General features: G+C 67.7%; 10 protein-coding genes and 1 tRNA gene. 5 read left to right on the top strand and 6 right to left on the bottom strand.

Going from position 1 to position 13479, the window contains the following annotated elements; translation table 11 throughout:
- Positions 1–85: 85 nt before the first annotated feature.
- The 6 genes from IAI59_RS11555 to gatC all read right to left on the bottom strand — a co-directional run bounded on the left by IAI59_RS11555 (position 86) and on the right by gatC (position 8943).
- Positions 86–4198 (bottom strand): carbohydrate-binding domain-containing protein, encoded by a 4113-nt coding sequence (locus tag IAI59_RS11555; RefSeq protein WP_207443800.1) that lies wholly within the window; start codon positions 4196–4198, stop codon positions 86–88.
- A gap of 654 nt (positions 4199–4852) precedes the next feature.
- Positions 4853–4945 (bottom strand) — tRNA-Ser (locus IAI59_RS11550).
- A gap of 82 nt (positions 4946–5027) precedes the next feature.
- A complete protein-coding gene (locus IAI59_RS11545; RefSeq protein ID WP_207417229.1) occupies positions 5028–5657 on the bottom strand; it encodes a glutathione S-transferase family protein in 630 nt (209 codons plus the stop codon).
- Positions 5658–5720: 63 nt separating this feature from the next.
- On the bottom strand, positions 5721–7172 hold the full coding sequence (gene gatB / locus IAI59_RS11540; protein WP_207417232.1) for an Asp-tRNA(Asn)/Glu-tRNA(Gln) amidotransferase subunit GatB: 1452 nt from the start codon (positions 7170–7172) through the stop codon (positions 5721–5723).
- Positions 7169–8650: an Asp-tRNA(Asn)/Glu-tRNA(Gln) amidotransferase subunit GatA gene (gatA, locus tag IAI59_RS11535; RefSeq protein WP_207417436.1), complete on the bottom strand. Its 1482-nt coding sequence runs from the start codon at positions 8648–8650 to the stop codon at positions 7169–7171. Before gatA ends, gatB begins: the two co-directional genes overlap by 4 nt.
- Positions 8651–8655: 5 nt before the next feature.
- Entirely contained in the window at positions 8656–8943 is a 288-nt protein-coding gene (gatC, locus tag IAI59_RS11530; RefSeq protein WP_207417234.1) for an Asp-tRNA(Asn)/Glu-tRNA(Gln) amidotransferase subunit GatC, read from the bottom strand.
- A gap of 72 nt (positions 8944–9015) precedes the next feature.
- Here gatC and ruvX point away from each other — a divergent pair, with 72 nt between their 5' ends.
- From ruvX to dprA, 5 genes are all read left to right on the top strand, one after another.
- Complete coding sequence (gene ruvX, locus IAI59_RS11525; RefSeq protein WP_207417235.1) at positions 9016–9480, top strand: Holliday junction resolvase RuvX; 465 nt, start codon at positions 9016–9018, stop codon at positions 9478–9480.
- A gap of 69 nt (positions 9481–9549) precedes the next feature.
- Positions 9550–10494 carry an aspartate carbamoyltransferase catalytic subunit gene (locus tag IAI59_RS11520; protein ID WP_207417236.1) on the top strand — a complete coding sequence of 315 codons (945 nt, stop codon included), beginning with the start codon at positions 9550–9552 and terminating at the stop codon, positions 10492–10494.
- On the top strand, positions 10494–11783 hold the full coding sequence (locus IAI59_RS11515) for a dihydroorotase (protein WP_237180715.1): 1290 nt from the start codon (positions 10494–10496) through the stop codon (positions 11781–11783). Before IAI59_RS11520 ends, IAI59_RS11515 begins: the two co-directional genes overlap by 1 nt.
- Positions 11780–12370, top strand: a complete 591-nt coding sequence (gene plsY / locus IAI59_RS11510) for a glycerol-3-phosphate 1-O-acyltransferase PlsY (protein WP_207417237.1) — start codon at positions 11780–11782, stop codon at positions 12368–12370. The genes IAI59_RS11515 and plsY overlap by 4 nt, the downstream gene beginning before the upstream one ends.
- Positions 12367–13464 (top strand): DNA-processing protein DprA, encoded by a 1098-nt coding sequence (gene dprA, locus IAI59_RS11505; RefSeq protein ID WP_237181114.1) that lies wholly within the window; start codon positions 12367–12369, stop codon positions 13462–13464. The genes plsY and dprA overlap by 4 nt, the downstream gene beginning before the upstream one ends.
- Positions 13465–13479 lie beyond the last annotated feature (15 nt).

Below are 13479 nucleotides of genomic sequence, written 5' to 3'. Positions count from 1 at the left end.
GTCCGGCCGGCAAATCGGGGGGGCCTTATTCATCACGACGTGTGACGAAAGAGCGCCACCCCCTCCCCTGTATCGCTCCGTTGGCTTACCCGATCAGATGGATGTCGCTGGCGGTCAGCACGGTGCCTGCCGTGAAGGTGGCGACCTCGGTCGCCGCGCCAGGCCCCGTGCCATCCGCGTCCCACCAGAGCTTGGCGGCATCCATCTCGTAGATGAACTGACCGGTGCCGGCCGCCGCCGTGGCATGGCCCGTGTCGTTGGCCACGAAGCGGCCCGCCGAGGCAAGGTTCATCGAAGCCGCAAGCCCGCCGCCAAAACCGCCGGCCGAGATCTCGATGAAGTCCTGATGAGGCACGAAGTCCAGGATGAAGTCACCACCATGGGATGGCTTGATAAAGCGGAACGCATCGGCCCCGGCTCCGCCTTCCAGGATATCGGCACCGCCGCCGCCCACCAGGATGTCGTTGCCGCCGAGCCCCTTGAGGTGGTCGGAGAACTCCGTGCCCTTGAGCGTGTTGGCGAAGGCATCGCCCGTGATCAGCGATTGCGGGAGATCAAGCGTGACCGCCCCGCCCGACAGCATGTCGATGGTGCTGGCGGGCACGGCCTTGCCATTATAGGTGACGCTGTCGAGGTAGAGGTTGCGGTCCTCCGCCAGATTGCCGTTCCAGGCGTCGTTGATGTAGCTGACCTCGACCTTGTGCGCGCCCGCACCCCAGTTGCCCTTCAGGGTGAAGGTGTCGGAGATGCCGGCGGCGTGGTCGGCCTTGGCGGTGAAGATGTCGCCCACCTGCTTGCCGTCCACTTTGACGGTAAACTGCGCGTCGCCGTTCCACGCCTGCTCGGACACCTTGATGACCAGGCTGTCGGCACCGCTGCCGATCGTCTTGCTGGTGCCAGCCGCGGCGGTCACCGGAACATCCAGCTTGGCCACGCCGCCCGACAGCAGGTCGACGGTGCTCGCGGGCACGGCCTTGCCGTTGTAGGTGACGCTGTCGAGGTAGAGGTTGCGGTCCTCGGCCAGATTGCCGTTCCAGGCGTCGTTGATGTAGCTGACCTCGACCTTGTGCGCGCCCGCACCCCAGTTGCCCTTCAGGGTGAAGGTGTCGGAGATGCCGGCGGCGTGGTCGGCCTTGGCGGTGAAGACGTCGCCCACCTGCTTGCCGTCCACCTTGACGGTGAACTGCGCGTCGCCGTTCCACGCCTGCTCGGACACCTTGATGACCAGGCTGTCGGCGCCGCTGCCGATCGTCTTGCTGGTGCCAGCCGCGGCGGTCACCGGAACATCCAGCTTGGCCACGCCGCCCGACAGCAGGTCGACGGTGCTGGCGGGCACGGCCTTGCCGTTATAGGTGACGCTGTCGAGGTAGAGGTTGCGGTCCTCCGCCAGGTTGCCGTTCCAGGCATCGTTGATGTAGCTGACCTCGACTTTGTGAGCGCCCGCACCCCAGTTGCCCTTCAGGGTGAAGGTGTCGGAGATGCCGGCGGCGTGGTCGGCCTTGGCGGTGAAGACGTCGCCCACCTGCTTGCCGTCCACCTTGACGGTGAACTGCGCGTCGCCGTTCCAGGCCTGCTCCGACACCTTGATGACCAGGCTGTCGGCGCCGCTGCCGATCGTCTTGCTGGTGCCAGCCGCGGCGGTCACCGGAACATCCAGCTTGGCCACGCCGCCCGACAGCAGGTCGACGGTGCTCGCAGGCACGGCCTTGCCGTTATAGGTGACGCTGTCGAGGTAGAGGTTGCGGTCCTCCGCCAGGTTGCCGTTCCAGGCATCGTTGATGTAGCTGACCTCGACCTTGTGGGCATCCGCACCCCAGTTGCCCTTCAGGGTGAAGGTGTCGGAGATGCCGGCGGCGTGGTCGGCCTTGGCGGTGAAGATGTCGCCCACCTGCTTGCCGTCCACCTTGACGGTGAACTGCGCATCGCCGTTCCAGGCCTGCTCCGACACCTTGATGACCAGGCTGTCGGCGCCGCTGCCGATCGTCTTGCTGGTGCCAGCCGCGGCGGTCACCGGAACATCCAGCTTGGCCACGCCGCCCGACAGCAGGTCGACGGTGCTGGCGGGCACGGCCTTGCCGTTATAGGTGACGCTGTCGAGGTAGAGGTTGCGGTCCTCCGCCAGGTTGCCGTTCCAGGCATCGTTGATGTAGCTGACCTCGACTTTGTGAGCGCCCGCACCCCAGTTGCCCTTCAGGGTGAAGGTGTCGGAGATGCCGGCGGCGTGGTCGGCCTTGGCGGTGAAGACGTCGCCCACCTGCTTGCCGTCCACCTTGACGGTGAACTGCGCGTCGCCGTTCCAGGCCTGCTCCGACACCTTGATGACCAGGCTGTCGGCGCCGCTGCCAACCGTCGTGTTGAGACCGACCGAGGGTACCGCAACGATGGGCGGCAGCGAAGCGCCGGGCAGAGGTGCGGGATGGGCCACCCCGCCGTCAGGCGCCGCGATGGCGAAAGTCGGGTCCCGCGCGAAATCCGTGCTGCCGGTGAAGGGCGGTGCGTCGGCCATCAGGGCGCGATAAGCGGCAGTGGCCTCGGGCGAGCCGGTCAGGTGGGCGATGCCCGCCAGGGTCGCCATCGCCAACTGCGCGTAGTCGCCCTGAGAGTGGGACCAGCCACTGCCGTTGGACCAGTTCCAGGCCACCATCTGGGCACCGATCTCGCCCCAGGTCTGCAGCGGCTTGCCGGTGGCAGGATCCCCGATCGCGATCAGGTAGGCGGCGCCATCGTGTTCGGCGAAGCCCTGTGCCTCATGCGTGAAGCGGCCGACCAGGAAGTTCGATTGCCACTGCAGAAAGGTCAGCGCATCGGCATTGCCGTGCGAGGCGGCGGCAATGGCGGTGGAGGCGAAGTAGTCCTGCTGCCACGGCGGCAGCGCATTGGCAGTGCCGTAATTACCCGGCACCCAGCCATGCGCCTCGCCCTGGGCGGCGGTCCAGGCGGGGATCTGGTCGACCAGCCAGGCCCAGTTGGCCTTGGACACGGCGGTGAAGTAGCTCTTCTCGGCGCTGCCGTCCGGGCTGGCCCAGGCGGCCTCGTCGATCTGCCGCAGCGCCCAGGCGGAATGCCGCACCTGGCCGCCATTGACCACGATGAAGCCGTCCTCGCCCCGCGTGTCGCTCCAGGTGTTAAGCACGTTCCAGGCCGCCTGGGCCTGCAGGTTGTCCAGCATCCAGCGTTCGCCGGTGAGCAGGTAGGGCACGTAGGACAGGTCGGGCTGGTGCGCCGAATCCGGGGTCCAACCGGTTCCACCATCAATCTGCTGGGTCAGGCCGCGGGAGGCCGCGTTGCCCGGGGTGCCGGTGCCGCCACGGCCGTCGGTCCAGAGATGCGGGTAGTCCTGCGCACTCAGCCAGCTTTTGTTCGCGCTGTCATACAGGTTCCACGGCACCGAACCCGCAGCCTCAGCCTGCCCCAAGGCATAGGTGGCGGCGCGGATGTCCTGTGACATGAGCCAAGCGGTATTGCCCACCGTGGTGAAGCCGATGTCCCCGCGCCCGCCGGTGCCGGGCATGTACTGTGTGACGTCACGGGTGCTGAGAGGATCGTCCCAGCCAGCGGACTTGTAGCTCGCCTCCCAGCTGGACAGCAGGGAATCCGCGATACCGACCGAGAGGTCGTAATGCGCCACCGCGCCGGTAGCCTGCAGGTGCGCGATGTCTTGGCGGATGTTCAGCCAACCCTCATCGGCGCTGCCCAGCCCCTGGCCACCGTCGTGGTCCGTGGTGCTGAAGCTTTGGTGCCAGTTCTGGTATTGGCCCTGGTTGACGGCTTCATGCGACACCATCTGGCCGTCCAGCTTGGCCACCAGGTCATAAGCAACGCGGCCGCCGCTGCTGCCCATGGCGCCGTCGTTGTTGAACTGCGCCTCCACGGCCAGGCCACCGCCCTTGAAAGCGGTGACATCGAAGACCATCCGCTGCGAGCCGGGCAAATCGATCTCCACCCGCGCCTGGCTGGCCAAGGGGCCGTTCTGCCAATAGGTCGCGGAGCCATCCGCCAGCGCCGCCTTCAGCGCACTGAGGACGTCCACATGGGTGGGGCGGCCGCCGACGGTGAGGTCGACCGTGAAGTCGTGCTGCTTGAGCGCCGCAGCGAGATCAATGGCGGGTGCGGGAGCGGCCACCGGGGTCGTCTGCAGAACAGCGTCGACGCTGCTGTGGGCATTCAGGCCCGGGCGCTCGACCGACAGGACCGCCATTTTGACGGAGCCGTCTTCATAAGTTGACTTCACGTCAACCTGGACAGCGTAAACCTTGCCGTCAATTTTCGCAGTCAGGTTTGAACCCGCAGACAGTTCGTTACGGGCAAATACCTGACCGAATGTTGCGATGCCTGCTCCAAGATATTCTTTGCCGGCATTTTGAAAGGCGACATGCGTTACGGCTTGGGACATGGCTGACACCCGTACAATCCTTGCTGAACTGAACATTTCGAGTCTGATCGAAAACTCAGGCACGCATCTTTCGCCGGGCTTTGAGGGCCGTCTGGGGGGGGCGAAATCACAAGAACGTGATGTCACACACGAAAATGTGTTTCAACTGCTCGTTGAGCTACCTTGCATGAAGTTACAATGTCGGGATCATGCTGCGGGGTGTCGGCGCTTGTCACCAAACAGGCTACAAAGAGCCCAATGCGCGATTGCAAGCCGCTCGAGACGGTGCTCGCCAGCGCTCCCGACCTGCCCCAACTCAGAGGCAGACGCGTCGAGGACGGTACGTTTCGGCGATATTGACTGGTCGAGCAGGGCAGTCGGCACGGCACCGGATCGTGCTGCCTCGACAAAACGCCAGAAGCTCCATGCCAAGCGACATGGAGTGAGACCTGGGACTGATCAGTTAGTTCAGGGAAAAGATGGCGGAGGGGATGGGATTCGAACCCACGAAAGGGATTATCTCCCTTTAACGGTTTAGCAAACCGCCGCCTTCGGCCACTCGGCCACCCCTCCGCAGGGCTTTGAAGTTACACGACGTATGCAGGCGTGCTTCTAGCGGCGAGCACGCCTGCCGTCAAATGGCAAAGCCCGCCTTTCAACCCAGCTTGACCGTAAATCCACGCGCCACGGCCGGCCGGGCCATCATCCGTTCATACCAGGCAGCCACCGCCGGGAAGCCGGCCAAGTCGACCTGATGCCGCTCATGCCGCCAGACCCAGCCGATGATCGCATAGTCGGCGATGCTGGGCTCGCCGTCGGTCGCGACGAAATCCCGTCCCGTCAGCTGCTTGTCCAGGACGCCATAAAGCCGGCGCGTTTCCTTGCCATAGCGTTCCAGCCCGAAGTCTCGGGCCGGGCCCTCCGGCTGGCCGAGGAAGAAGTGCACCTGCCCGAGCATGGGGCCAAATCCCGCCATCTGCCACATCAGCCATTCATGCACCGCGGTCTGCCCCCGCAGCCCGGATGGCATTCCCTTGCCGCTCTTGGCTGCGAGGTACAGCAGGATAGCTCCGGACTCGAATACGCTGATCGGCTGCCCGTCAGGACCATCCGAATCCACAATGGCGGGGATCTTGTTGTTGGGGGCGATGGCGAGGAACGCCGGATCGAACTGGGCGCCCTTGGTGATGTCGACGACATTCACCTCGTAGGGCAGACCCATTTCTTCCAAGGCAACGCTGATCTTGCGACCGTTCGGCGTGTTGTAGGTGTGCAGGGTGATCATCGTGACGCTTCCGTTCCGAGAAGGCAGAACGGAAGCGTCGCACGACGTGCCCGATTGCGGAAGTCAGGCCAGCTTGCGCTTCAGCAGGTCGTTCACCAGGGCCGGGTTCCCCTTGCCCTGCATCGCCTTCATCGTCTGGCCAACAAAGAAGCCGAACAGCTTGTCCTTGCCGCTACGGTATTCGGCCACCTTGTCGGCGTTCTTCGCCATGACCTCATCGATCATCGCCTCGATCGCACCGGTATCGGTCACCTGCTTCAGGCCGCGTTCCTCGACCAGCACGGATGGGGCCTTGCTGGTTTCAAACATCGCCTCCAGCACCTCCTTCGCCAGCTTGCCGGACAGCGTGCCATCCTTGATCAGGTCCAGCAGTTCACCAAGATGCGCCGCAGTGACTGGCGAGTCGCCGATGCCATGGCCGGTGCGGTTCAGGCCGGCAAAGAAATCGCCGGTCAGCCAGTTGGCGGCGATCTTCGGGTCGCGGCCGGCGGCGACGGTCTCGTAGAAGGCCGCCGTCTCCTTTTCCAGAGTCAGCACGTGCGCGTCATAAGGCGTCAGGCCGAAATCCCCGACGTAGCGGGCGCGGCGTGCGTCCGGCAGTTCCGGCAGCGCGGCCTTCAGCCCGTCCACCCAGCTCTGCTCCAGCACTAGCGGCGGCAGGTCCGGGTCGGGGAAATAGCGGTAGTCATGCGCGTCTTCCTTGGAGCGCATGGAGCGGGTCACGCCGCGCGTCGTGTCGAACAGGCGCGTTTCCTGCACGACCTCTTCGCCGGCTTCCCAGACCTCGACCTGCCGTTGCGCCTCGGCCTCCACGGCCTGCATGACGTAGCGAATGGAGTTGACGTTCTTCACCTCGCAACGGGTGCGGAACCCCTCGCCCGCTTTGCGGACGGACACGTTGACATCGGCGCGCAGCGAGCCCTGTTCCATGTTGCCGTCACAGGTGCCGAGGTAGCGCAGGATCTGCCGCAGCTTGGTCAGGTATGCGCCCGCCTCCTCCGGCGAGCGCAGGTCGGGTTCGGAGACGATCTCCATCAGCGCCACGCCAGAGCGGTTGAGGTCGATATAGCTCTTGGTCGGGTGCTGGTCGTGCAGCGACTTGCCGGCATCCTGCTCCAGGTGCAGCCGGGTGATACCGATCTCCTTGACGCTGCCATCGGACAGCGTGATCTCGATCTTGCCAGTGCCAATAATGGGAAATTCAAACTGGCTGATCTGGTAGCCCTGCGGCAGGTCGGCATAGAAGTAGTTCTTGCGATCAAAGCGCGACCACAGGTTGACCTGCGCGTTCAGCCCCAGCCCGGTCCGCACCGCCTGCGCCACGCACTCGCCATTGATGACGGGCAGCATGCCGGGAAAGCCGGCATCGACGAAGCTGACCTGGCTGTTCGGCTCGGCGCCAAACTCGGTGGCCGCACCGCTGAACAGCTTGGCGTTGGACGTCACCTGGGCGTGCACTTCCAGCCCGATCACGACTTCCCAGGTGCCGGTCGCACCTTCGATGGTGTAGCTCATGCCGCAGCCTTCAGGGCGGGGGTGGCGGTAAACATCGCGGCGCGCTCGATGGCGTGGCCGACGGCGAAAACGGTTTCCTCGTCAAAGGACTTGCCCAGCACCTGCAATCCCAGCGGCAGGCCCTTGCTGTCCAGACCGGCAGGCACGGACATGCCCGGGATGCCGGCGAGGTTCGCGGTCACCGTGAAGACGTCATTCAGATACATCGCCACCGGGTCGTCCTGCTTCTCATCGCGGCCAAAGGCGGCGGAAGGCGTGGCGGGCGTCAGGATGGCGTCCACCTTGCCCCAGGCCTCGTCGAAGTCGCGCTTGATCAGCGCGCGGATCTTCTGCGCCTTCAGGTAATACGCGTCGTAATAGCCGGCGCTGAGCACGTAGGTGCCGATCAGGATACGCCGCCGCACCTCGTCGCCGAAGCCGGCGCGGCGGGTGCGTTCGTACAGGTCCTTGAGGTCAGCCCCTTCCTCGCGCAGCCCGAAGCGCACGCCATCATAGCGCGCGAGGTTCGAGGACGCCTCGGCCGGTGCCACGATGTAATAGGTGGGCAACGCGTATTGCGTGTGCGGCAGGCTGATCTCCACCGTTTCCGCGCCAGCGTCGCGCAGCCAGGCAATGCCCTGCTGCCACAACGCCTCGATCTCGGCGGGCATGCCCGGCAAGCGGAACTCGCGCGGAATGCCGATGCGCAGGCCCTTTACGCCGCGCGCGCAGGCGCTCGCGAAGTCGGGCACGGCGACATCCGCGCTGGTCGCGTCGCGTGGGTCGAAGCCGGCCATGGAGCGGAGCAGGATGGCGCAGTCCTCCACGGTGCGCGCCACCGGCCCCGCCTGGTCCAGCGAGGAGGCGAAGGCGACGGTGCCGAAGCGCGACACGCGCCCATAGGTCGGCTTGATGCCCGCGATGCCGCAGAAGGCGGCCGGCTGGCGGATGGAACCGCCCGTGTCGGTGGCCGTGGCGCCCAGCGCCAAACGGGCCGCCACCGCCGCGGCCGAGCCGCCGGAGGAGCCGCCGGGCACCAGCACCGTGTCGTCGCCCGCGCGCTTCCAGGGGTTCTCCACCCCACCAAAGGCGGAGGTGGCGTTGGAGGAGCCCATGGCGAACTCGTCCAGGTTTGCCTTGCCCAGGAACACCGCGCCATCCCGCAGCAGGTTGGCGGTCACCGTGCTTTCATAGGGCGGCACGAAGTTGCCGAGGATCTTGCTGGCCGCCGTGGTGCGCGTGCCGGCGGTGCAGAACAGATCCTTGATGGCCAGGGGGATGCCGGTGAGCGCCCGGCCCTCCCCCTTGCCGAGGGCCTGGTCGGCCGCCTTCGCCTGCTCGCGCGCGACCTCGGCCGTGACGGTGATAAAGGCGTTCAGGCGCGGGTTCAGCGCCTCGATGCCCTTGAGGTGCGCATCGGTCAACTCGGCGGCACTGAAGTCGCGCTTGTCCAGGCCCGCGCGGGCGGCGGCCAGGGTCAGGTCGGTCAGGCTGGTCACGGCGCTCACTCCACCACCTTGGGCACGCTGAAGAACACGTCCGCATGGTCCGGCGCATTGGCCAGGACCTCTTGCTGGATGCCGCCGTCGGTCACCTTGTCCTCGCGCAGGCGCAGCGCCTGTGTGCCGCCGCCGGCCATGGGCTCGACGCCGTCGGTGTTGACGGCTTGCAGCTGCTCGATCCAGCCCAGGATTCCGTTGAGTTCGGCCTGCAGGCGCGGCAGCTCCTCGTCCTCGACCCTGATGCGGGCGAGCGACGCGACGCGCCGGACAGTGGCGGTGTCGAGCGACATTCTTTCTATCTTCCGGTCGTGATCGGTCCGTCCGTGTTGGCACGCGAACGGGCGCGGACCATAACCACCGCCATGCCCTTGTTCAACCTGAGCGACCTCCGCGCTGCCCTGAGCCGCGACCAGCGCCTGATCGGCATCGACCCCGGGCAGCGGACCATCGGCGTGGCCCTATCCGATGTCACGCTCATGCTGGCCAGCCCGTACAAGGGCGTCGCGCGCGCCAAGCTGGCGGTGAATGCCGCCGAGATCTCGGCCATCGCGCGCAAGGAAGGGGCCGGCGGGCTGGTGGTGGGCCTGCCGCTGGGCATGGACGGCTCCTTCGGTCCCGCCGCGCAATCGGCCAAGGACTGGGCCACAGCCATCTCGGAAGCCACGGGCCTGCCCTGTGCGCTGTGGGACGAGCGGCTGTCCTCGTCCGCCGTCAACCGCATGCTGATCCGCGAGGCGGACCTGACCCGGGCCAAGCGGGCCAAGGTCGTGGACGCCGCCGCCGCCGCCTACATGCTGCAGGCGGCACTGGATGCCAGCGCACGCTGAACGGCGCCCCTTCCGGCCGGGCGGCGCCCCCGTTATGGTCCCCCGCCTCTAGCCGGACTGATCCACGCCATGGTCGCTTATCCGCACCGGCATCTCCTCGCCCTGCAAGGGCTGGAGCCGCCATATATCGCCGATCTGCTGGATCTGGCCGAGTCCTACGCCCTGCTGAACCGCAGCGGCAAGACGCAGCGGGACCAGCTCCGCGGCCGCACCCTCATCAACCTGTTCTTCGAGGACAGCACCCGCACCCGCACCTCCTTTGAGCTCGCGGGCAAGCGGCTGGGCGCGGACGTGATCAACATGTCCGTCAGCCAGTCCAGCGTGAACAAGGGCGAGACGCTGCTCGACACCGCCTCCACCCTGAACGCCATGCATTGCGACCTGCTGGTGGTGCGCCATGCGCAGTCCGGCGCCCCCGCGCTGCTGAGCCAGAAGGTGGACGCGGCGGTGATCAACGCCGGCGACGGCACGCACGAGCACCCCACCCAGGCGCTGCTGGACGCACTGACCATCCGCCGCCGCAAGGGCGCGCTGGAGAACCTGACGGTCGCCATCTGCGGCGACGTGCTGCACAGCCGGGTCGCGCGCTCCAACATCCACCTGCTCAGCGCCATGAACTGCCGGGTGCGGGTGGTCGGCCCGCCGACCCTGCTGCCGGCCGAGGTGGAGCGCATGGGCGTGGAAGTGTTCCACGACATGAAATCCGGCCTGCGCGACGCCGACGTGGTGATGATGCTCCGGCTCCAGAAGGAACGCATGTCCGGCGGGCTGGTCCCCTCGGCGCGCGAATACTTCCGCTTCTTCGGGCTGGACGCCGCCAAGCTGTCCGTGGCCAAGCCCGATGCCATCGTCATGCACCCCGGCCCGATGAACCGCGGCGTCGAGATCGACAGCGCCGTGGCGGACGACCCCGTCCGCAGCGTCATCGGCGAGCAGGTGGAGATGGGCGTCGCCGTGCGCATGGCGGTGCTCGACATCCTGTCCCGCAACCTGCGGCGGAACGCCCGGCCATGATGCCCTCCTCCTTCATCCCCGACACCCTGTTCACCAATGCCCGGCTGGTGGACCCGGCTTCCGGCCTCGATTCGCCAGGCGGGCTGCTGATCAGCCGCGGCGTGATCGCCGACCACGGCGGCTCGCTGGGCGTGCCGGACGGCGCCACGGTGGTCGATTGCGGCGGCGCCGTGCTGGCCCCAGGCCTGGTCGACCTGCGCGCCAGCCTCGGCGAGCCCGGCAACGAATACCGCGAAACCATCGACAGCGCGGCCGAGGCAGCGGCGGCGGGCGGCATCACGACCCTTTGCGCCCTGCCCGACACGGACACGCCGCTGGACGACCCCGCCCTGCTGCGCTTCGTGTGGCAGCGCGGCGAGGCCGGCGGCAGCCTGTCCGTCCTGCCCTACGGCGCCGCGACCAAGAAATGCGCGGGCAAGGAGCTGTCCGAGTTCGGGCTGCTCAAGGAAGCGGGCGCCGTGGCCTTCACGGACGGCACGCATGCCATCGGCAGTGCCCGGGTGATGCGCCTGGCCTTGTCCTATGCCCGGGCCTTCGGCTCCTTCGTCGTGCAGCACCCGGAGGAGCCCGACCTTGCCCGCGGCGGCGTGGCGACGGAAGGCGAGATGGCCAGCCGCATGGGCCTGCCGGGCATCCCCGCCGCCGCCGAGGCGATGATGGTGGCGCGCGACATCGCTTTGGCGCGCATCACGCGTGGCCACGTGCATTTCGCCCATGTCTCCACCGCCGGTGCCCTGGCGCTGATCCGGCAAGCCAAGGACGAGGGGCTTTCCGTCACCTGCGACACCGCGCCCCCCTATTTCGACCTCAATGAAACGGCGATCGGCGACTTCCGCACCTATGCCAAGCTGTCCCCCCCGCTGCGGCGGGAAGAGGACCGCTTGGCCGTGGTGGCGGCGCTGCAGGACGGCACCATCGACGCCATCGCTTCCGACCACCAGCCGCGCGACGCCGACGACAAGCGCCTGCCCTTCGCCCAGGCCGAGGCCGGCGGCGCCGGGCTGGCGACGCTGCTGGGCGTCACCCTCGCGCGCGTGCATGGCGGTGATCTGTCGCTGCCGCAGGCGCTGGCGCTGCTGACGCAGAAGCCCGCGACGCTGCTGGGCCTGGACACCGGCCGCCTGGCCCGCGGTGCCCCGGCCGACCTGGTGCTGTTCGATCCGGAGCGGGGCTGGAAGGTCGAAGCCGGCAAGCTGCCGGGCAAGGCACAGAACTCACCCTTCGATGGCAGGCCGCTGGAAGGCCGCGTGCTGGGCACCTGGAAGGCCGGCAGGCGGGTGTTCGGATGAACGGGTACCTGATCGCCGCCGCCGTCATCGGCTATCTGTCCGGCTCCGTCCCCTACGGGTTGCTGCTGACCCGCGCGGCGGGGCTGGGCGACATCCGCTCCATCGGCAGCGGCAACATCGGCGCCACCAACGTCCTGCGCACCGGCAACAAGAAGGTGGCGGCGGCGACGCTGCTGCTGGATGCGTTGAAGGGCGCGGTGCCGGTGCTGTCGCTGGCGGCGCTGTGGGGCCGGGACGCCGGTCTGGTGGCGGGCATCGCCGCGCTGCTCGGGCACGTCTTTCCCGTTTGGCTCGGCTTCAAGGGCGGCAAGGGCGTGGCGACCGGCGCCGGCGTGCTGCTGGCCGCGAGCTGGTGGATCGGCATCCTGTGCGCCCTGATCTGGTTCGGCATGGCCAAGCTCACCAGGATCTCCTCCGCCTCCGCCCTCACGGCATGCGCCTGCGCGCCGGTGATCGCGCTGCTGGCGGGTGACTGGAGGCTGGCGGGCTTTCTGCTGGTGGTGGTCGCGATCATCATCTGGCGGCACCAGGACAACATCCGCCGGCTGCTCGCCGGCACCGAGCCGCGAATCGGCCAGGGCAAGTGAACCACGCCGAGGTGCTCGCGCTGCTGCGGCTGTCGCGCACCGAGGGCATAGGGCCGATGACGTGGCGCCGCCTGATGGCGCAGCATGGCACCGCCGTGGCGGCGCTGGACGCGCTGCCCGCGCATGCCGCCCGCCGCGCAACGCCCTTCGCCCCCTGTTCCGCCGCCGAGGCGGAGCGGGAGCTGGAGCGGCTGGATGCCATGGGCGGCCGCTTTCTGGTCTGGGGCACCGAAGGCTACCCGCCCTTGCTGGCGCTGCTGGACGACGCACCGCCGCTCTTGGCGGTGATCGGCGACCCGGACTGCCTGCACGCCCGGCAGGTGGCCGTGGTCGGTGCGCGCAACGCTTCCGCGCTCGGCCGTCGCATGGCCGGCGAGCTGGCGGAGGCCCTGGCGGAGCAGGGCATCGTCGTCACCTCCGGACTGGCGCGCGGCATCGATGGCGCGGCGCATGAGGGCGCGTTGCGGGCGGGGCAAAGCGTCGGCGTGGTGCCGGGCGGGATCGATGTCGCGTACCCGATGGAACATGCCGCCCTGCAAGGCGCGCTGGCCGAACAGGGCGCGGTGGTGGCGGAAGCGCCGATCGGCACGGCGCCCATCGCCCGTCATTTTCCGCGCCGCAACCGGATCATCGCCGGTCTCAGCCTCGGAGTCGTGGTGGTGGAGGCCGCGTATCGCTCGGGCACCCTGATGACGGCGCGGCTGGCCCTGGAAGCCGGGCGCGAGGTCTTCGCCGTGCCCGGCAGCCCGCTGGACCCGCGCTGCGCCGGCTCCAACGACCTGATCCGCCAGGGCGCGCATCTGACCGGCAGCGTGAGCGATGTGCTGGACCACCTGCCGGAAGCCCCGCACGCCGCGCCGCTGTTCCGCCCAAGCTACACCCCAACCCCGTCCCCGGCGCCGGAACCGCCCCGCACGACCGCCGGCGATCACGGACAACTGCTTGATTTCATAGGCGACAGTCCGGTTACGGTTGACGAGTTGCTCCGGCGCTGCCACCTCTCGCCTGCTGCGATGCAGGCGATCCTGCTGGATCTGGAGTTGGAGGGACGGATCGAAACCCTCCCCGGCAACCGCGTGGTCCGCAGCAGCTGACGCTATTCCCATCTG

Source organism: Roseomonas haemaphysalidis, assembly GCF_017355405.1.
Classification (GTDB): Bacteria; Pseudomonadota; Alphaproteobacteria; order Acetobacterales; family Acetobacteraceae; genus Pseudoroseomonas; species Pseudoroseomonas haemaphysalidis.
The sequence above is the reverse complement of the archived record's forward strand: the minus strand, read 5'-3'. Positions and strand labels throughout refer to the sequence as shown.